Here is a 17,925-nt window from a genome sequence, read left to right as displayed (position 1 = left end):
CCTATCTTACCGATAGACACAATATTGTCACATGAACATATTAATCTCAAACGACGATGGTTATCTTGCGCCCGGTTTGGCTATTTTGGCAAGAGTGTGCTCGGAATTTGCCAATGTTAGGGTGGTTGCGCCCGAACGCGATCGCAGCGGCGTCAGCAATTCCCTGACTTTAGACCGTCCTTTACAACTGAAACAGGCGGAAAACGGGTTTTACTATGTGAATGGTACGCCCACCGACTGCATTCATGTCGGCCAACACGCCCTCGCCGATTTCAAACCCGACTTAGTTTTGTCCGGCATTAACAACGGCGCAAACATGGGCGACGATACGCTTTATTCCGGTACGGTTGCCGCCGCGACGGAAGCCTACCTGATGGGCATTCCCGCCATTGCTTTCTCACTTGCCGACTCCAGCGGCCGTTATTGGGAAACCGCAGAAAAAGCCGCTTGGATACTGCTTTCCTACTTTCTCAAACGCCCTATTTCCGAACCCATCTTATGGAACATCAATATCCCTGCCGTCGCACCTGAGGATATCCAAGGCATAAAAATTACACGGCTCGGCCGCCGTCATCATGAACAAAGCATTGTTCCCATGTATAATCCACGTGGCGAACAAATTTATTGGATTGGGCCGGTCGGCGATGTTTCCGATAGCGAAGAAGGTACCGACTTTGGCGAATGCGCGTCCGGCTTCATCACGATAACCCCCCTGCAAGTCGATTTGACTGCCTACGGACAAATGGAGCAAACTGCTTCCTTTTGGTCAGAAATCCCTGCGCCTTAACAGTCCCTAACAGCCGAACACTTGAGAATCAAGCATATTTTTATTATGATATGCCTCGACGAGAACAATTACCCGAATACGAAAGTCATTAACATGTTGAAAAAAAGTGTATCTTATGCCGGATCGGCAGCTTTGGTTTTATTACTTGCAGCCTGTGCCAGCCAACAACCGGCTCCTGTAGTCGTCGGCACACAAAGCGGTGGTTCAACAACAGGCTCTACCGTTGACAATCCTTACGGCGCAGCGCCTTACAATACCAACACCAGCCCAGCGGCAGATGCTCCATACACTCCGCCGGCAAGTACACCTGCTCCAACATACAACAGCGGCAGCACCGGCACTTACACGCCTTCTTACGCGCCTGTTGATATTAATGCAGCGACACATACCGTTGTTCGTGGTGATACCGTTTACAACATCTCCAAACGTTACAATATTACCCAAGACAATCTGCGTGCATGGAATAACCTGGCCGACAACACCATCAGCATTGGTCAAACCCTGCGCGTGAAACCTGAAGGCTACGTTGCACCTGCAGCTTCTGCAAGCAAACCTTCTACGCCAACAACGACAACCACTGCTCCGGCTCCAAGCACTCCTGCCAATACACCAACCGTATCTACCGGCAGCAGCCGCAACGTCAGCGGCATCACATGGCAGCGTCCGACTACCGGTAACGTTATTGCCAACTTCGGCGGCAGCAACAAAGGCGTGGATATTGCTGGTACACAAGGTCAGCCTGTCGTTGCAGCGGCAGACGGTAAAGTCGTTTACGCAGGCTCAGGCTTGCGCGGTTACGGCAACTTGGTCATCATCCAACACAACTCCTCATTCTTGAGCGCATACGGCCACAACCAACGTCTGCTGGTTAATGAAAACCAAACCGTTAAACGCGGTCAAACCATTGCGCACATGGGTAATACCGATGCATCTCGTACTCAGTTGCACTTTGAAATCCGTCAAAACGGCAAACCGGTCAATCCGGCAAATTATGTTGCCTTCTAAGCTGATTCAAGCAACCTAATTTCAATTCAATCCCTGCCTAAATGTCATTTAGGTAGGGATTGTTTGTACCGGTTTCCCATGAAATTTCATCTTCCCTTTCTTTATACCCTGCTATTGGGCGGTTGCGCCGCGTTTTTGCCATCATTGGACGAACGCACCCAAAGCAGTTATCTTGACATACCTGCAACCCCGCGGCTGGACAGCGCATTAGGTATTCCTTCTACATCCTCCAAGACTGATGTTTCCCATATCTATCTGCTGAACGATGCCCATGAAGCCTTTGTCGCTCGTGCTACCCTGATTGAATCCGCCGACCATACCCTCGATTTACAATACTATATCTGGCACAACGACATCTCCGGCAAGCTTCTGTTCAACCTGATTCATCGTGCAGCTGAACGCGGCGTCCGTGTGCGTTTGCTTCTGGACGACAACAACACCAACGGCATGGATGATCTCCTGCTGGCACTCGACAATCATCCCAATATTGAAGTCCGTCTGTTTAATCCCTTTATTTTCAGAAAATGGCGTGCACTCGGCTACGTTGCTGACTTTCCGCGACTTAACCGCCGGATGCACAACAAATCGTTTACCGCCGACAACCGTGCCACCATTTTGGGCGGACGCAATATCGGCGACGAATATTTTAAGGTTAACGACGATACCATCTTTGCCGACCTCGATATCCTCGCCACAGGCCGCGTAGTAACAGAAGTGTCCCAAGACTTCGACCGCTATTGGGCAAGCCATTCCGCCTACAACGCGACCAGCATTATCAAACGGGGAAACCTGAAAAAAGGATTGGCAGAGCTTGATTACACCGACCAAGATAAAAACCAAACGCTCATCCGCTACCGTCAAAGCATCGAACACTCCAACCTCTATCAAAAAATGCAGAGCAACCTTATGGAGTGGCAAAGCGTCAGCACACGCCTGATCAGCGATGACCCGGCCAAAGGCTTAGACCGCGACCGGCACAAACCGCCTATTTCCGAACGCCTGCAAGACGCCCTCAAGCAACCTGAAAAAAGCGTTTACCTTGTCTCGCCCTATTTTGTACCCACAAAATCAGGTGTCAAAGCCATAGAAAAACTGATACACAACGGCGTGGACGTTACCGTTTTGACCAATTCGCTCCAAGCAACCGACGTTGCCGCCGTCCATTCCGGCTACGTCAAATACCGCAAGCCTTTGCTCAAAGCCGGGGTCAAACTATACGAACTCCAACCCAATCATGCCGTTCCGACCACCAAAGACCGCGGCTTAACCGGTAGCTCCACCACCAGCCTGCATGCCAAAACATTCATCGTGGACGAGAAACGCGTTTTCATCGGCTCATTCAACCTCGACCCACGCTCCGCACGCCTCAATACCGAAATGGGTGTCGTCATCGAAAGCCCCGAAATCGCAGGCCAAATGCAGCGCACCCTCGTTACGACCACCCCAAGCTACGCCTATCAGGTAACGCTTGGCAATTACAACAAACTATACTGGTATGACCCAAGCGAAAAACGAACTTACGCACACGAACCCGAAGCCAAGTTCTGGAAACGGATGACTTCAAAAATCCTGTCCATCCTGCCCATAGAAGGATTATTATAGAGGCCGTCTGAAAACAAAAATCATGCAGCCGGAGGAATTCACCATGTCTCGACTCATCTGCAAAACCCTATTTGTTTGTCCCACCTGCTTATTGTTGGCCTCCTGCGGCACCACTGGCAAGCATAAATCCCACAAGCCGCAAACAACCGCCAGAACAATCCAACCTGTCCGCATTTCCCATATCGACCACACCCAAGGTTCGCAGGAATTGATGCTTCACAGCCTAGGCCTGATCGGTACGCCCTACAAATGGGGAGGCAGCACCACAGCCACAGGCTTTGACTGTAGCGGCATGATCCAATTCGTCTATAAAAACGCCCTCAACGTCAATCTGCCACGCACCGCACGCGATATGGCCGCAGCCAGCCGAAAAATTCCCGACAGCAAATTGAAAGCCGGCGATCTTGTCTTCTTCAATACCGGCGGCGCACACAAATATTCCCATGTCGGCCTCTACATCGGCAACGGCGAATTTATTCACGCCCCCAGCAGCGGTAAAACCATCAAAACCGAAAAACTTTCCACTCCGTTCTACGCAAAAAACTATTTGGGCGCACATACTTTTTTTACTGAATAAATCAAGGCCGTCTGAAAGGTATCGCAATATCATCATTAAAGGCCTGTCAATCTTGCAGCAATGTTATTTTAGAGTTTAGAAATCGCTATCCAAATATTCAATTAAATATTTTTACAGGAAAATAGAATCATGGAAAAAATAAAAAATTATATAGAATTCAAGAAATTATTTAAAAATATAACGGAAAAATTTGTCAGAGATTTAGATATAACATTAATTGAAGCAGCTGAATATTCTATAATTGAATTCGAAATTTATTTATCTGAATATCCGGAAGATAGTATATTTATTTTTACAGCATGGGCAATCTATCTGTTAGAAAATAACTGTCTCAATGAAAGAGGAAAAGATAATTTTTTCATCGCGGAAATGAAAAAATGTTATCAACAAACTAATTTGGATAGAATAAAATCTATCTATTCTTCGAGTGACTATCATATTTTTGCTAAGGATGTAAACAAGATTCAACAAACATTTAAATTAAATCTTGCCAATATCATGCAGCAAGAGTAGCAACTGTATTTTTAACCCCGTAATACCTTTCAATCTATTGCCGATGAGTAACGCTTGATTGCAAGATACGCCCATGCAAAAATTTACCCATAATAAAGAAACAGAAAAATAACAATTAGTTTCAACAACTTAAATCATCTTCCGCCCTGTCATTTTACAAATACGAAACCATCAAGGATATATCATGCACACAGAATCCGTTCTAACCCTCCTCAAAACACTGCAAAACCAAATCTGCGCCGCGCTGGAGCAAGAAGATGGCGAAGCCAAATTTGTGCATGAAGTATGGACTGGGAAGCTGGGTATCGGCGAAACCCGTGTATTGAAAAACGGCGCAGTATTCGAGCAGGCCGGTGTGAATTTTTCGCATGTAAAGGGAACAAAAATGCCGGCTTCTGCTACGGCCCATCGTCCGGAATTGGCAGGCGCGGCGTTTGAAGCCATGGGCGTGTCGCTGGTCATTCATCCGAAAAATCCTTATGTTCCGACCAGCCATGCCAATGTGCGCTTTTTTATTGCCTACCCTGAAAATGCCGAGCCGGTTTGGTGGTTTGGCGGCGGCTTTGATTTGACGCCGTTTTATCCTTTTGAAGAAGATATCGTGCATTGGCACACAGTGACTCGGGACGTATGCGCGCCATTTGGAGAATCGGTTTATCCTGAATTCAAACAATGGTGTGACGAATATTTCTATTTGAAACACCGTAACGAAACACGTGGCGTGGGCGGCCTGTTTTTTGACGATTTAAACCGCTGGGATTTCGATACCTGCTTGAATTTTATCAAGGCAGTCGGGGAAGGCTATATCGCAGCGTATCTACCGATTGTGGCCAAACGCAAAAATACGCCTTATGGAGAACGTGAACGAGATTTCCAACTCTACCGTCGCGGACGCTATGTGGAATTTAACTTGGTTTGGGACAGAGGCACGCTGTTTGGCCTGCAAAGCGGCGGTCGTACGGAAAGCATTTTGATGTCCATGCCGCCTTTAGTACGCTTCGAGTATCAATATGCGCCGGAAGAAGGTTCTCCAGAAGCCGCATTAAATCAATTTTTGGTAGCGCGAGACTGGCTGCAGGAATTCGGAAAATAATATCTGTTTGCAATCAGGCCGTCTGAAAAGCTGTTTTTAATCATAAATCCTGCTTTTTCAGACGGCCTTTGCTTCAATTGCTTTGAATTTGCATACCTTTGCCTATTGCGCTGTTTCATCTCTATAGAGTTTTTGAGACAATGCGCCCATATAAAAATCACCTCACAAACCACACTAAAAAGGAATAATCGGTGAAACGCATTTTCTTATTTATCGCAACCAATATCGCAGTTCTGGGTGTCATCCGTGTTATTTTGGCCATCTTGGGCATCAACAGTACCGACCAAGTCGGCAGCCTGTTGGCTTATTCCGCAGTCGTCGGCTTCAGCGGCTCGATTGTCTCCCTGCTGATGTCGAAAACCATCGCCAAACATTCGGTCGGCGCCGTCGTCATCGACCAGCCCCAAAGCGAAGAAGAAGCTTGGCTGTTGGCAACTGTTGAAGCGCAAGCCCGCCAATGGAATCTGAAAACACCGGAAGTAGCCATTTACGACTCTCCAGAGCCTAACGCCTTTGCAACCGGCGCGACTAAAAACAGCTCGCTCGTCGCCGTCAGCACCGGCCTGCTCGACCACATGACCCGCGATGAAGTCGAAGCCGTTTTGGCGCATGAAATGGCGCACGTCGGCAACGGCGATATGGTAACGCTGACGCTGATTCAAGGTATTGTGAATACTTTCGTCGTCTTCTTGGCGCGTATCGTTTCCAGCATGGTGGCGCGCAACAATGACGGCAGCACTTCGCAAGGTACATATTTTATGGTCAGCATGGTATTGCAGATCGTATTCGGCTTCCTCGCCAGCATCATTGTGATGTGGTTCAGCCGCCAACGCGAATACCGCGCCGATGCGGGCGCTGCAAAACTGGTGGGCGCGCCGAAAATGATTGCCGCCCTGCAACGCTTAAAAGGCAGCACCAGCGATCTGCCGCAAACCATGACCGCAATGGGCATTGCCAGCGAATCCAAAGACTCTTGGTTCAGTACCCATCCTTCTTTGGACAACCGCATCAACCGTTTGAAAAACCGCTAATCGAAAACATCAAGGCCGTCTGAAACATCCATTTCAGACGGCCTTTTTTTATTTCTTCATCAAAGCCCGTTTGATGATAATCATCCAGTCTTTCTTATCCAACAGCGGCCGCTGGTTAAACACGTCATATTTGCAACCGTCCAGCTTCTGCAAAATCAACTGGCCGCCGACAATAATCATGCGCAGCTCAAAACCGATTCGCCCTTTGAGGGTTTTGCCCAACGGCGAGCCTGCCTTCAGCATTTGAAAAGCACGTTGGCACTCGTGCGCCATCAATCGTTGAAAGGCGAAGTCGGCTTTGCCGGCCGCAATCTGCCCTTCACTGACTTTGAACTTCCGCAAATCTTCCTGAGGGATGTACACGCGCCCTTTCTGCCAATCTACCGCCACGTCCTGCCAGAAATTAATCAGCTGCAAGGCAATGCAAATGCCGTCGCTTTGCGCCATGCTCACTTCATCGGTTTGCCCGTACAAATGCAGCATAATGCGCCCCACCGGATTGGCGGACAAGCGGCAATAGGCAATCAATTCGCCAAAGTTTTCATAACGGGTTTTGACTACATCCTGACTGAACGCCGCCAGCAAATCATAAAACGGCTGCAACGGTAATTGAAACGGCACAATCGCTTCGTTATATAAACGCTGCATCAATGCCGTTTGCGGTTCCCCTCCTTTTGCAATGCGGTCTAACTCTGCCTTCAGTTTGTCCAGTTGGCGCAGGCGTTCGACTGCTTCGGCATTGCCTTCGTCGGCAATATCGTCCGCCGTCCGCGCAAAAGCGTAAACGGCGTGAACCGGCTTGCGCAAACGGCGCGGCAGCACAATAGAGCCGACTGGGAAGTTTTCGTAATGATTGACTGACATGGGGAAATCCGAAAATTTAAAATAAAGTGTTTTTGCTGACAGGCCGTCTGAAATTCAGACGGCCTTACGTTTGGCCGCAAAGAAATCCTGCAATACGCTTTGGCATTCTTCTGCCAATATGCCGCCCAAAATTGCGGTATGCTTGTTCAGACGTTTGTCGGCAAACAAATCGACCACGCTGCCTGCCGCACCGGTTTTGGCTTCGGCCGCACCATAAATCACGCGCCCGACCCGCGCCTGTATCAAGGCAGATGCGCACATGGAGCAAGGCTCTAATGTGATATACACGTCGCAGTCTGCCAAGCGATAGTTTTGCAAGGCCTTACCTGCGGCGGCAAGCGCATTAATTTCGGCGTGGTGGCTGACATTGTGGTCGCCAATGCAGGTATTGTGTGCCGCTGCGATTGCCTTACCTTGATATACGATGAGCGCGCCAACTGGTATCTCGCCCAAGGCCGCCGATTGTCTGGCCTGTTCTATCGCCAGCCGCATAAAGGTTTCCATATCGTTTTGCGAAGGGAAAACGGCAACAGGCGGATGGTTTTTCAAGGCCTCGCCCAGCTCCGTCTTTCTCTCCTCGGAAATATGCCGGACATCTACACCTGAAACCAGCGCAGCCAGTTGCCACAAGGTGCTTTTGGTTACGGTCAAACCCGACGCTTTCAGCAATAGAAATGTGCGGACTGCGCCGATTTCCTGTAAATCTTCCAGCGTACAAACACCCAATTCTTTTAGCGCGGTCAATGTTTTAGGGGCAAGTGGTGGCGTGGTCAGCATGGATTATTCCTGAAAATGCTGACGCGCCAAGGCTAAGGCCGTCTGAACATAATCGCTGTCTGAGTAAGGATCTAACGTGTGCGCCAAAGGAATTTTCCGCAACCAGGTCAACTGGCGTTTGGCAAGCTGGCGCGTGGCGACAATGCCTTTTTCGACAAAGGTAACATAATCGGTTTCGCCTTCGAGATAATCCCAAGCCTGACGGTAGCCCACGCAGCGCATAGACGGCATATCGGCATGCAGCTGCGGATAATCGCGGCGTAAGGCGTGCATTTCATCGAGGAAACCGTGTTCCAGCATATTTAAAAAGCGTTTTTCGATTTGCTGGTGTAACAAATGGCGGTCTTCGGGAATCAGGGCAACCGTGCATAAATCCAATAAGGGCGCAGCCTGCTTCTGCTCTGTGAAATGTTCGCTCAAAGGCTTGCTGGTCAGAAGATAGACTTCCAAAGCGCGCTCAATACGCTGACTGTCATTGGCTTTCAGACGGCCTGCTGTAATCGGGTCAACTTCCTGCAAACGGCGATATAGGCCTGCCAGACCGTGTTCGTTTTTTTCTGCCTGAAGCTGTGCGCGCACTGCCGCATCCGCGCTAGGTAAGTCGTTCAAACCTTCCGTCAGCGCGTGGAAATACATCATCGTACCGCCGACAATCAGCGGATAGCGACCGCGCGCATGTATTTCGTTCACCAAGCGCACGCAGTCGCCGACAAAATCTGCCGCACTGTAACTTTCCAGCGGCGAAATAATATCAATCAAATGATGCGGTACGGCGGCAAGCTCTTCGGCAGTCGGCTTGGCCGTACCGATGTCCATGCCGCGATACACCAGTGCGGAATCCAAACTGATGATTTCCACCGGCAGCGATTGGGCAATATTTAAGGCCAGTGCGGTTTTACCGCCGGCGGTCGGGCCGAGTACGGCGAAGGCTTTGGGCGCGTTCATAAGAAAACGGAAAAATTAAAAATGCGATTATAGCAAACCCGGGCAAACCATATTTCAGGCCGTCTGAAACATTTGCTCTACATTATCAAAAGCGTTACACTTGCTGCGCCGTTTCAGACGGCCTTTTATATTGATTTCAAACCTGCTGCTGCCGTCATTGCGCCGGCAGTCAAGCCGTCAGCGACACTGCGTCGCTGTAAACACGAAAGAACACACTATGACCGTATCTCCCGTAGCCTTGCGCCGTCAAACCGAGCGCAAGCCGCATCCGACTGCGCGTTATTGGAAAAAATGCGATGTCGAGGCTTTGTTTGGACTGCCTTTCCTCGACCTCGTTTTCCAAGCCGCCGAAATCCACCGCCAAAACTTCAACCCGCGCGAAATCCAACTTTCCACCCTGCTCTCCATCAAAACCGGCGGTTGCCCCGAAGACTGCGCCTACTGCCCGCAATCGGCACACCACAACACCAATCTGGGCAAAGAGCAGATGATGGATGTGGACGAAATCGTCGAAAAAGCCAAAATTGCCCAATCGCGCGGCGCCAGCCGTTTCTGCATGGGAGCGGCATGGCGCGGCCCCAAACCCAAAGACGTGGCTGTCGTTTCCGAAATCATCAGCGCGGTGAAAGGCTTGGGCATGGAAGTGTGCGGCACCTTCGGCATGCTCGAAGACGGCATGGCGGAAGACTTCAAAAAAGCCGGTCTGGACTACTACAACCACAACCTCGACACCGACCCCGAACGCTACAACGACATCATCCACACCCGCAAACACGAAGACCGCATGGATACTTTGGGCAAAGTCCGCAATGCCGGTTTGAAAGTCTGCTGCGGCGGCATCGTCGGCATGAACGAAACCCGCGCCGAACGCGCCGGCCTGATTGCCAGCCTTGCCAACCTCGACCCGCAGCCCGAAAGCGTGCCGATTAACCAGTTGGTTAAAGTAGAAGGCACACCGCTGGCCGATGCCGAAGATTTGGACTGGACGGAATTTGTCCGCACCATCGCTGTGGCGCGCATTACCATGCCCGAGAGCTACGTCCGCCTGTCCGCAGGCCGCAGCAATATGCCGGAATCCATGCAGGCCATGTGTTTCATGGCTGGCGCAAACTCGATTTTCTACGGCGACAAGCTGCTGACTACGGGCAATCCGGACGAAGACGGCGACCGCCTGCTGATGGAAAAATTGAATTTGTATCCGCTGCGCTTTGAATTGGAAGAAGAATACAAAGCCGCGCAGGAAACACCCAAAATCAAAGTCGACTATTAACCGCCATCATAATGCCGTCTGAAAGGACAGGCTTTCAGACGGCATACGGCACTCCTGCACGCGGCGCAACATCAGGCGCGGCGCGTGCCGCCCCGTCCGAAGCCTGATAAACAAACCGATAAGGAAATACGATGAAACACATACTCCCCCTGATTGCCGCATCCGCACTCTGCATTTCAACCGCTTCGGCACATCCTACCGGCGAACCGTCCACCCAAAACGAAACCGCTATGACCACGCATACCCTCACCTCAAAATACAGCTTTGACGAAACCGTCAGCCGCCTTGAAACCGCCATAAAAAGCAAAGGAATGGACATTTTTGCCGTCATTGACCATCAGGAAGCCGCCCGCCGAAACGGCTTAACGATGCAGCCGGCAAAAGTCATCGTCTTCGGCACGCCCAAAGCCGGCACGCCGCTGATGGTCAAAGACCCCGCCTTCGCCCTGCAACTGCCCCTGCGCGTCCTCGTTACCGAAACGGACGGCAAAGTACGCGCCGCCTATACCGATACGCGCGCCCTCATCGCCGGCAGCCGCATCGGTTTTGACGAAGTGGCAAACACTTTGGCAAACGCCGAAAAACTGATACAAAAAACCGTAGGCGAATAAGCCCGTCGCCGACATAAAAGGCCGTCTAAAACTTTTTCAGACGGCCTTTTATCGTTATTCAGCATCAAAACCTTCAATCTTCCGTATCCACTCTTCCTTTTCCTCCTCGCTCAAAAACGAAGCGCGGAACGAATTGGTGCACAAGGTTTTGATTTCTTCCGCACTCAAATCTAAAGCCTCGGCAAGCGCTTCAAAATTGCGGTTCATATAGCCGCCGAAATATGCCGGATCATCGGAATTGACGGTTACCAAGACGCCACGTTGCAACATACGGCGCAAATTGTGTTTCGCCATTTCAGGGAACACTTTTAATTTCAAATTGCTCAATGGGCAAACGCTCAAGGGCATTTGTTCTTTAATCAAACGCGCCATCAACGCCTCATCTTCTTCCGCCCGTACGCCATGATCGATACGGCGGACATGCAGCAAGTCCAAAGCCTCATAAACATATTCGGGCGGGCCTTCTTCTCCAGCATGTGCCACCGTCAACAAACCCTCCGCCTGCGCCTGCGCAAACACGCGCTCAAACTTAGACGGCGGATGCCCCAATTCGCTCGAATCCAAGCCTACGCCGATGATGTGTTCTTTATATGGCAAAGCCTGATTTAAGGTTTCAAATGCGCTTTCTTCCGACAAATGACGCAGGAAACACATAATCAAACGCGTGCTTATGCCCCATTGCTGCCCGGCTTCACGGCAGGCACGGACAATGCCGTTAATCACGGTTTCAAACGCCACGCCCCGCACAGTATGGGTTTGCGGATCGAAAAATATTTCCGTATGCACGACATTGTCTTCATGGCAACGCTCAAGATACGCGCGGGTCAAATCGTAAAAATCCGCCTCGTGCAACAATACGCCGGCACCGGCATAATAAATATCCAAAAACGACTGCAAATTGTGAAAATCATAAGCCTGCCGTACCGCATCGACATTTTCATAAGGAATCGCTATGTGGTTGCGCTTGGCGATTTCAAACATCAACTCCGGCTCGAACGTCCCTTCGATGTGGACGTGCAACTCTGCTTTGGGCAGGGCTTGGATAATTTGTTTGATATTCATATTTTGAGACCTTTGCAATAACATAGGTTACTAAAATTTTATGCTCAATCTCATTTTCAAAATGCAAAACCTTTCTGATTTTTCCTATTTTTTGCTCAATATCAGGAAGGTTTTAGTCAATTGAATTTTTTTGGCGCATTTTTATGCGTCAAATTTCGTTAACAGACTATTTTTGCAAAGGTCTCATTTTCTCTAATTTTCGGTTTATATTTAATATTGAAGGCCGTCTGAAACTTTCAGACGGCCTTTGAACATTTACCTGTTAAAAACCATTTTCCATCATGATTTCGCCGGGGATGCGGTTGCGGTGCATGGCGTAGCCCAAATCCATCAGGGCTTGGAAAGTGTCTTTGACCATTGCCGGATTGCCGCAAACCATAAAGCGCGTATCGACCTTGGTGAACTTGAAGCCGATTTTTTCTTCCAAGCCTCCATTCTTCAGCAATTCGGGAATCCGTTTGCCGCTCAATGCGCCTTCCGTTTCCTCACGCGTAGTGACCGGAACAAAAGTGAATTTATGGAAATATTCTTCAATCAGCGGATGCTTTTTCAAATCAGCAAGGCGTTGGTTGAAAATCAACTCGTCGGCGTAAGAAACTGAATGCACCAAAACCAAACGGTCGAAACGCTGCCAGATTTCAGGTTGCTCGATAATGGAAAGGAAAGGCGCAATGCCGGAACCCGTGCAGAGCATGACCAAATCTTTTCCGTCGGGGAAACGCTCGGGCAAGAGGAAACCGGTAGCCGTTTTATCCAATAAAATAGTGTCGCCCTCTTTCATCGCAGCAAAACGCGCCGACATCGGGCCGCCTTCGATTAATACTGCGAAATACTCAAGCGTATCGGCGTATTCGGCAGACACGACGGAATACGCGCGCCAAATAAAGCCCTCGCCGTCACGGAAACCAAGGCGAGAAAACTGCCCTGCTGAAAAACGGTAGGACTCAGGGCGGCTGATGGCAAAAGTCATCAGCTTAGGCGTATGGTGTTTGATCCACAAGACTTTTTCTTCGGTAAACTTGGCTTCTGGAGAAGCTGCCATAATAGGTTTCCTTGATATTCGGTATCAGTTTCAAATAGGGCTTATTATAAAGATTCAAAAGGCCGTCTGAAATATTTATTTTCAGACGGCCTTTAAGATTATTCACGGCGCAAACGGATACTGATGCCTTTTTGTTCCAAAATCAAATCGTTACCGTCAAAACGATAGTTCCACACGCTTTGTTTACGCAAAAACGCATCTTCCAGCTTCATGTCTTCACACAGCATCATACTTACCGCAATATGGCCAAAATCAATTTTGTCCGAACCAATCGTATTGGCTTGGAACATCATACCGTTACACCCCATCTTGCCATACGCCTTAGGCATTTTGCTGAAATCCAAATAGGCGTTTTTATCTGCCAATTCTTTTTCAGTGAATTTATTGAAAGCGACAACACGCCATTTGGCGGCTAAAGTAGGTTGCGCAGCTTGTTGAGTTTGTACCTGCACTTTAGAGGCTTGTTCAGGCTTAGATGCTGAAGGAGATGTACAAGCTGCCAAAACTACCATACTTATCAATGCGCCGAATAATGTTTTCATATCTATTCCTTATGTATTACTAAAGGCCGTCTGAAAAACTATTTACCTCCAGACGGCCTTTACGCCTTATTTACAAAGTCGTATCCAATGCTTTGGAAATATCGTTCCAAATATCGTCCACATCTTCAATACCGACAGAGAAACGCAGCAGGCCGACTTTGATGCCCATTTCCATTTTCACATCATGCGGCACGCCGCTGTGGGATTGGGAATAGCAATGGTTGACCAGACTTTCCACGCCGCCGAGGCTGGAAGCCATTTTGACCAGTTTCATGTTTTTAATCACGCTATTGGCCGCTTCACGCGTGTCGTTTTTGAGATAAACCGTAACCACGCCGCCGATGCCTTTGGGCATTTGTGCTTGGGCGAGTTCGTAATGTTCGTGCGACGGCAGGCCGGGATAGAACACTTTTTCAATGGCAGGATGGGCTTCCAAACGGCGTGCGATTTCGAGTGCGTTTTGGCAATGGGCGTTCATGCGCAAGGCCAGCGTTTTAATACCACGCAACACCAGCCAACAGTCCATCGGACCTGCAATCGCGCCGGTATGAACCATCATGTCGTGCAAAGGCTGAGCCAGCTCTTTGGTTTTGGCAACGACTACACCCATCAATACGTCGGAATGGCCACACAAATATTTGGTTGCGGAATGGAACACAAAATCACAGCCCATATCCAACGGCTGTTGCAAATACGGCGTAGCAAAAGTATTGTCGATACCGACCAGCGCACCGGCTGTTTTGGCTTTTGCGGCAAGCGCTTTGATGTCTACCAAGCGCAAAAGCGGATTGGACGGCGTTTCCAGCCAAACCAGTTTGACATTGTGTACTTTGAGCAACTCGTCCAAATTATCCGGATTTCCCAAATCGGCAAAAACAACGTTTACACCCCATTTTTGATAAACATCGACCAATAAATCATAAGCGCCGCCATAAATATCGGCGACGGCGACAATGGTATCGCCCGGGCGCAGGAAAGTGCGCCACACGGCATCAATCCCCGCCATGCCGCTGGAAAACGCAAAACCGGCCGCACCATGCTCCAAATCGGCAACGGTATCTTCCAAAACCTGACGGGTCGGGTTGCTCAGGCGCGAGTAGCGGTAAGGCACATTTTCGCCAATCTCGTGCAACGCAAACATACTGTTTTGATAAATCGGCGGCATCAGCGCACGGTTGTGTTCGTCGCAATCGTAGCTGGAATGAATGGCTTTCGTGGCGAATTTCATTTGGTCTCTGCCTATATAGATGTGAATAATCGAAGATTTTATCACTATCTGAAAAATAGAAACAATCAATGCAGGCGGATAAAGCAAGTGATATAATCTCGCATTTGCAAATCGGCCGACACGAGCCGATTCCCTCCACACGCATCTCAACAATCCTATCATGAAGGACATACCACGCATGAACGCCATTGCAGACGTGCAATCCAGCCGCGATTTACGCAACCTGCCGATTAATCAGGTCGGCATCAAAGACCTGCGCTTTCCAATCTCCCTCAAAAGCAAAGAAGGCGAACAATCCACCGTCGCCCGCCTGACCATGACGGTTTTCCTGCCTGCCGACCAAAAAGGCACGCATATGTCGCGCTTTGTCGCCCTGATGGAAAAACAAACCGATGCTTTGGATTTCGATACGCTGCACAAACTGACTGCCGACATGGTTGCCCTGCTGGATTCCCATTCCGGCAAAATCAGCGTTTCCTTCCCGTTTTTCCGCAAGAAAAGCGCGCCGGTCTCCGGCATCCAATCGCTGCTCGACTATGATGTTACCCTGACCGGCGAAATCAAAAACGGTACATACAGCCACAATCTGAAAGTGATGGTTCCGGTTACTTCATTGTGTCCGTGTTCCAAAGAAATTTCCCAATACGGCGCGCACAACCAACGTTCGCATGTGACGGTCAGTCTGATTGCAAACGCAGATGTAGGCATTGAAGAAATCATCGATTACGTCGAAGCACAAGCAAGCTGCCAGCTCTACGGTTTGCTCAAACGCCCTGACGAGAAGTATGTAACGGAGAAAGCATACGAAAATCCGAAGTTTGTCGAAGACATGGTTCGTGATGTGGCCACTGCGCTGATTGCCGATAAACGCATCGAGTCGTTTGTTGTCGAAAGCGAAAACTTCGAATCGATACACAACCATTCCGCTTACGCTTATATCGCTTATCCGTAAAAGCCGAGCCGAATAGAAACAAAGGCCGTCTGAAAGTTTCAGACGGCCTTTGGCATAGATTGAACGATAACATGAGACTATCGGTCATATATGGGCAACCCTATTTCGATATAATTCAAAAGCATTAGATTTCTCTCGCAATATTTAACATAAATTAAGCCGTTTATTTTTTCCATCATTTATAATGACGGTTCCTCAACGGCATCTCCGTAGATACTATGAAAAAATTCCTTTATTTCCTCATTGCATTTTTAGGCTTGAGCAGCTTCGCATTCGCAGTAGATGCCAATGATTTGCTGCCTCCAGAGCAAGCCTTTGTACCTCAAGTCAATGTAACCGATCAAGGCATCAGCGTGCAGTTCAAAATCGCTGACGGCTACTATATGTACCAGTCCAAAATCGTTGCAGCGACCAATCCTGACAAAGTCTTGGCCGAACCCAAATTCAGCAAAGGCGAAGAAAAAGAAGACGAATTCTTCGGCAAACAAACGGTTTACCACCATACCGCACAGGTTGACCTGCCTTACAAACAAGCCGCGCCGCAATACAAACTGACGCTGACTTATCAAGGCTGTGCCGAAGTGGGTGTGTGTTATCCGCCTGTGGACACCGAGTTTGACGTAAAAGGCAACGGGGTTTACCAGCCTCAAAGCGACGAGCCGGTTTCTGCCAAAGACCGCTTTTTGCAACCATCCGCCTCTTCAGACGGCCAAATGCCCGCCCAACCCAGTACAAACAATCCCGACAGCAGCCGCTTCAAGCTCTCTTGGGATACTTTAAACGCTAACCTATTGGCGTTTTTTGTCGCAGGTTTGGGCTTAAGCTTTACCGCCTGTATGTATCCGCTCCTGCCGATTGTTTCCAGCATTGTCGTAGGCGATAAAAAAGCCGGAAAAGGCCGCGCGTTCACCTTGTCGATGGTATATGTACAAGGTTTGGCATTGACCTATACCTTGGTTGGCGTGATTGCCGGTTTGACAGGCGCGCTCTTGACCGTATGGCTGCAACAGCCTTGGGTTGTGCTTGCCGCTGCCGCATTGATGGTGGTACTGGCCCTGTCTATGTTCGGCCTCTTCAATATCCAACTGCCAAACTCCGTCCAATCCTATTTCCAAAACCAAAGCAACAAACTCTCCGGCGGCAAAATCATTTCCGTTTTCATCATGGGTATTTTGTCCGCCCTGATTGTCGGCCCTTGCGTTGCGCCTCCACTGGCATTTGCTCTGGGCTATATCGGCCAGACCGGCGATGCCGTATTGGGTGGCCTTGCGCTCTATACATTAGCACTCGGCACAGGCGTACCGCTAATCATCATCGGCACATTCGGCGGTCATATCCTGCCCAAAGCAGGCGACTGGATGAACGGCATCAAATACGCATTCGGCTTTATCTTACTGGCCGTTGCCGTATACCTTGCCACACCGCATCTGCCTTACTTCGCAGTAGTCGGCCTCTACACCTTGCTGATGATTGTTCCCGCCCTTATGCTTTTGGCAAAATCTGGCAAACAAAAAGGCCGTCTGAAAACAGTTGCCGCCGTATTGGGCTTTTTACTGCTGATTGGCGGCTCATGGTTTGGCTGGCAAAGCTTTAATAAACAAACCACTGCCCTGCACCACTTCTTAACGTTGGTTCCGCCATCCGAAGCCGGACAAGAAACCGACCACGGCAAGATGTTTACTGATGTCGGCGAACTCAAAGCCGCTATGGATGCCGCCTTGAAAGCCGATCCAACCAAGCCCGTGTTGATTGATTTCTACGCCGACTGGTGCGTATCCTGCAAAGAAATGGCCGCCTACACGCTCAACCAACCGCAGGTACACGAAGCAGTCGATATGCAGCGCTTCTTCCAAATCGACGTGACCGCTAACACTCCCGACCATCAGGCCTTACTGAAAGAATACGGCCTCTTCGGCCCTCCGGGCGTGTTTGTTGTCCGCGCCGACGGAAGTCATAGCGAAGCCTTATTAGGCTTTGTCAAACCCGATGCCTTTATCGAATGGTATCGCAAAAACGAGAAATAG

At 49.5% G+C, this 17,925-nt stretch carries 18 protein-coding genes; 11 read left to right on the top strand and 7 right to left on the bottom strand.

The window, feature by feature from the left end:
- Positions 1 to 31 precede the first annotated feature (31 nt).
- The 7 genes from surE to htpX all read left to right on the top strand — a co-directional run bounded on the left by surE (position 32) and on the right by htpX (position 6,608).
- Positions 32 to 787: a 5'/3'-nucleotidase SurE gene (gene surE / locus HMPREF3139_RS09760; protein WP_070461816.1), complete on the top strand. Its 756-nt coding sequence runs from the start codon at positions 32 to 34 to the stop codon at positions 785 to 787.
- A 93-nt stretch (positions 788 to 880) separates the two neighbouring features.
- Positions 881 to 1,792 (top strand): peptidoglycan DD-metalloendopeptidase family protein, encoded by a 912-nt coding sequence (locus HMPREF3139_RS09755; protein ID WP_070461814.1) that lies wholly within the window; start codon positions 881 to 883, stop codon positions 1,790 to 1,792.
- Positions 1,793 to 1,870: 78 nt separating this feature from the next.
- Positions 1,871 to 3,394, top strand: coding sequence for a phospholipase D family protein (locus tag HMPREF3139_RS09750; protein WP_070461812.1), 1,524 nt, complete (start codon positions 1,871 to 1,873; stop codon positions 3,392 to 3,394).
- Positions 3,395 to 3,437: 43 nt separating this feature from the next.
- Positions 3,438 to 3,971, top strand: coding sequence for a C40 family peptidase (locus HMPREF3139_RS09745; RefSeq protein WP_070461948.1), 534 nt, complete (start codon positions 3,438 to 3,440; stop codon positions 3,969 to 3,971).
- A 129-nt stretch (positions 3,972 to 4,100) separates the two neighbouring features.
- Positions 4,101 to 4,484, top strand: a complete 384-nt coding sequence (locus tag HMPREF3139_RS09740; protein ID WP_070461810.1) for a hypothetical protein — start codon at positions 4,101 to 4,103, stop codon at positions 4,482 to 4,484.
- 184 nt (positions 4,485 to 4,668) lie between these two features.
- Positions 4,669 to 5,577: an oxygen-dependent coproporphyrinogen oxidase gene (hemF, locus tag HMPREF3139_RS09735; RefSeq protein WP_063075822.1), complete on the top strand. Its 909-nt coding sequence runs from the start codon at positions 4,669 to 4,671 to the stop codon at positions 5,575 to 5,577.
- A 191-nt stretch (positions 5,578 to 5,768) separates the two neighbouring features.
- On the top strand, positions 5,769 to 6,608 hold the full coding sequence (htpX, locus tag HMPREF3139_RS09730) for a protease HtpX (protein ID WP_070461808.1): 840 nt from the start codon (positions 5,769 to 5,771) through the stop codon (positions 6,606 to 6,608).
- Positions 6,609 to 6,656: 48 nt separating this feature from the next.
- Here htpX and hpnC read toward each other — a convergent pair whose 3' ends face one another.
- Genes hpnC through miaA form a run of 3 tightly spaced genes read right to left on the bottom strand, consistent with a single transcriptional unit; the run spans position 6,657 to position 9,194 of the window.
- A complete protein-coding gene (hpnC, locus tag HMPREF3139_RS09725; protein WP_070461806.1) occupies positions 6,657 to 7,472 on the bottom strand; it encodes a squalene synthase HpnC in 816 nt (271 codons plus the stop codon).
- A 54-nt stretch (positions 7,473 to 7,526) separates the two neighbouring features.
- Positions 7,527 to 8,249 (bottom strand): tRNA adenosine(34) deaminase TadA, encoded by a 723-nt coding sequence (gene tadA, locus HMPREF3139_RS09720; protein WP_070461804.1) that lies wholly within the window; start codon positions 8,247 to 8,249, stop codon positions 7,527 to 7,529.
- Positions 8,250 to 8,252: 3 nt separating this feature from the next.
- Complete coding sequence (gene miaA, locus HMPREF3139_RS09715) at positions 8,253 to 9,194, bottom strand: tRNA (adenosine(37)-N6)-dimethylallyltransferase MiaA (protein ID WP_070461802.1); 942 nt, start codon at positions 9,192 to 9,194, stop codon at positions 8,253 to 8,255.
- Between the two features lie 217 nt (positions 9,195 to 9,411).
- Between miaA and bioB the strand changes: the two genes are divergently transcribed.
- Together bioB and HMPREF3139_RS09705 are read left to right on the top strand one after the other, a co-directional pair.
- Positions 9,412 to 10,464: a biotin synthase BioB gene (gene bioB, locus HMPREF3139_RS09710; protein WP_070461800.1), complete on the top strand. Its 1,053-nt coding sequence runs from the start codon at positions 9,412 to 9,414 to the stop codon at positions 10,462 to 10,464.
- Positions 10,465 to 10,595: 131 nt separating this feature from the next.
- Complete coding sequence (locus HMPREF3139_RS09705; protein ID WP_003680761.1) at positions 10,596 to 11,075, top strand: DUF302 domain-containing protein; 480 nt, start codon at positions 10,596 to 10,598, stop codon at positions 11,073 to 11,075.
- Positions 11,076 to 11,129: 54 nt separating this feature from the next.
- On the opposite strand, the gene HMPREF3139_RS09700 is transcribed toward HMPREF3139_RS09705, so the two are convergent.
- The 4 genes from HMPREF3139_RS09700 to HMPREF3139_RS09685 all read right to left on the bottom strand — a co-directional run bounded on the left by HMPREF3139_RS09700 (position 11,130) and on the right by HMPREF3139_RS09685 (position 14,949).
- Complete coding sequence (locus HMPREF3139_RS09700) at positions 11,130 to 12,137, bottom strand: adenosine deaminase (RefSeq protein WP_070461798.1); 1,008 nt, start codon at positions 12,135 to 12,137, stop codon at positions 11,130 to 11,132.
- Between the two features lie 262 nt (positions 12,138 to 12,399).
- On the bottom strand, positions 12,400 to 13,179 hold the full coding sequence (locus HMPREF3139_RS09695) for a ferredoxin--NADP reductase (protein ID WP_070461797.1): 780 nt from the start codon (positions 13,177 to 13,179) through the stop codon (positions 12,400 to 12,402).
- 98 nt (positions 13,180 to 13,277) lie between these two features.
- Positions 13,278 to 13,721, bottom strand: coding sequence for an META domain-containing protein (locus tag HMPREF3139_RS09690; RefSeq protein ID WP_070461795.1), 444 nt, complete (start codon positions 13,719 to 13,721; stop codon positions 13,278 to 13,280).
- Positions 13,722 to 13,791: 70 nt separating this feature from the next.
- Positions 13,792 to 14,949 carry a trans-sulfuration enzyme family protein gene (locus HMPREF3139_RS09685; RefSeq protein ID WP_070461793.1) on the bottom strand — a complete coding sequence of 386 codons (1,158 nt, stop codon included), beginning with the start codon at positions 14,947 to 14,949 and terminating at the stop codon, positions 13,792 to 13,794.
- Between the two features lie 178 nt (positions 14,950 to 15,127).
- Here HMPREF3139_RS09685 and folE2 point away from each other — a divergent pair, with 178 nt between their 5' ends.
- Both folE2 and dsbD read left to right on the top strand, forming a co-directional pair.
- Positions 15,128 to 15,901: a GTP cyclohydrolase FolE2 gene (gene folE2 / locus HMPREF3139_RS09680; protein WP_070461792.1), complete on the top strand. Its 774-nt coding sequence runs from the start codon at positions 15,128 to 15,130 to the stop codon at positions 15,899 to 15,901.
- 218 nt (positions 15,902 to 16,119) lie between these two features.
- Positions 16,120 to 17,925 (top strand): protein-disulfide reductase DsbD, encoded by a 1,806-nt coding sequence (gene dsbD / locus HMPREF3139_RS09675; protein WP_070461789.1) that lies wholly within the window; start codon positions 16,120 to 16,122, stop codon positions 17,923 to 17,925.

The sequence above is a fragment of the Neisseria sp. HMSC15G01 genome, assembly GCF_001808255.1.
Taxonomy (GTDB): domain Bacteria; phylum Pseudomonadota; class Gammaproteobacteria; order Burkholderiales; family Neisseriaceae; genus Neisseria; species Neisseria subflava_A.
The sequence above is the reverse complement of the archived record's forward strand: the minus strand, read 5'-3'. Positions and strand labels throughout refer to the sequence as shown.

What these genes read in the sequence shown, in the direction of transcription:
- surE (WP_070461816.1), top strand. Translation starts at nt 32, where the DNA reads ATGAACATATTAATCTCAAACGACGATGGTTATCTTGCGCCCGGTTTG.
- HMPREF3139_RS09755 (WP_070461814.1), top strand. Translation starts at nt 881, where the DNA reads ATGTTGAAAAAAAGTGTATCTTATGCCGGATCGGCAGCTTTGGTTTTA.
- HMPREF3139_RS09750 (WP_070461812.1), top strand. Translation starts at nt 1,871, where the DNA reads ATGAAATTTCATCTTCCCTTTCTTTATACCCTGCTATTGGGCGGTTGC.
- HMPREF3139_RS09745 (WP_070461948.1), top strand. Translation starts at nt 3,438, where the DNA reads ATGTCTCGACTCATCTGCAAAACCCTATTTGTTTGTCCCACCTGCTTA.
- HMPREF3139_RS09740 (WP_070461810.1), top strand. Translation starts at nt 4,101, where the DNA reads ATGGAAAAAATAAAAAATTATATAGAATTCAAGAAATTATTTAAAAAT.
- hemF (WP_063075822.1), top strand. Translation starts at nt 4,669, where the DNA reads ATGCACACAGAATCCGTTCTAACCCTCCTCAAAACACTGCAAAACCAA.
- hpnC (WP_070461806.1), bottom strand. Translation starts at nt 7,472, where the DNA reads ATGTCAGTCAATCATTACGAAAACTTCCCAGTCGGCTCTATTGTGCTG.
- tadA (WP_070461804.1), bottom strand. Translation starts at nt 8,249, where the DNA reads ATGCTGACCACGCCACCACTTGCCCCTAAAACATTGACCGCGCTAAAA.
- miaA (WP_070461802.1), bottom strand. Translation starts at nt 9,194, where the DNA reads ATGAACGCGCCCAAAGCCTTCGCCGTACTCGGCCCGACCGCCGGCGGT.
- bioB (WP_070461800.1), top strand. Translation starts at nt 9,412, where the DNA reads ATGACCGTATCTCCCGTAGCCTTGCGCCGTCAAACCGAGCGCAAGCCG.
- HMPREF3139_RS09705 (WP_003680761.1), top strand. Translation starts at nt 10,596, where the DNA reads ATGAAACACATACTCCCCCTGATTGCCGCATCCGCACTCTGCATTTCA.
- HMPREF3139_RS09700 (WP_070461798.1), bottom strand. Translation starts at nt 12,137, where the DNA reads ATGAATATCAAACAAATTATCCAAGCCCTGCCCAAAGCAGAGTTGCAC.
- HMPREF3139_RS09695 (WP_070461797.1), bottom strand. Translation starts at nt 13,179, where the DNA reads ATGGCAGCTTCTCCAGAAGCCAAGTTTACCGAAGAAAAAGTCTTGTGG.
- HMPREF3139_RS09690 (WP_070461795.1), bottom strand. Translation starts at nt 13,721, where the DNA reads ATGAAAACATTATTCGGCGCATTGATAAGTATGGTAGTTTTGGCAGCT.
- HMPREF3139_RS09685 (WP_070461793.1), bottom strand. Translation starts at nt 14,949, where the DNA reads ATGAAATTCGCCACGAAAGCCATTCATTCCAGCTACGATTGCGACGAA.
- folE2 (WP_070461792.1), top strand. Translation starts at nt 15,128, where the DNA reads ATGAACGCCATTGCAGACGTGCAATCCAGCCGCGATTTACGCAACCTG.
- dsbD (WP_070461789.1), top strand. Translation starts at nt 16,120, where the DNA reads ATGAAAAAATTCCTTTATTTCCTCATTGCATTTTTAGGCTTGAGCAGC.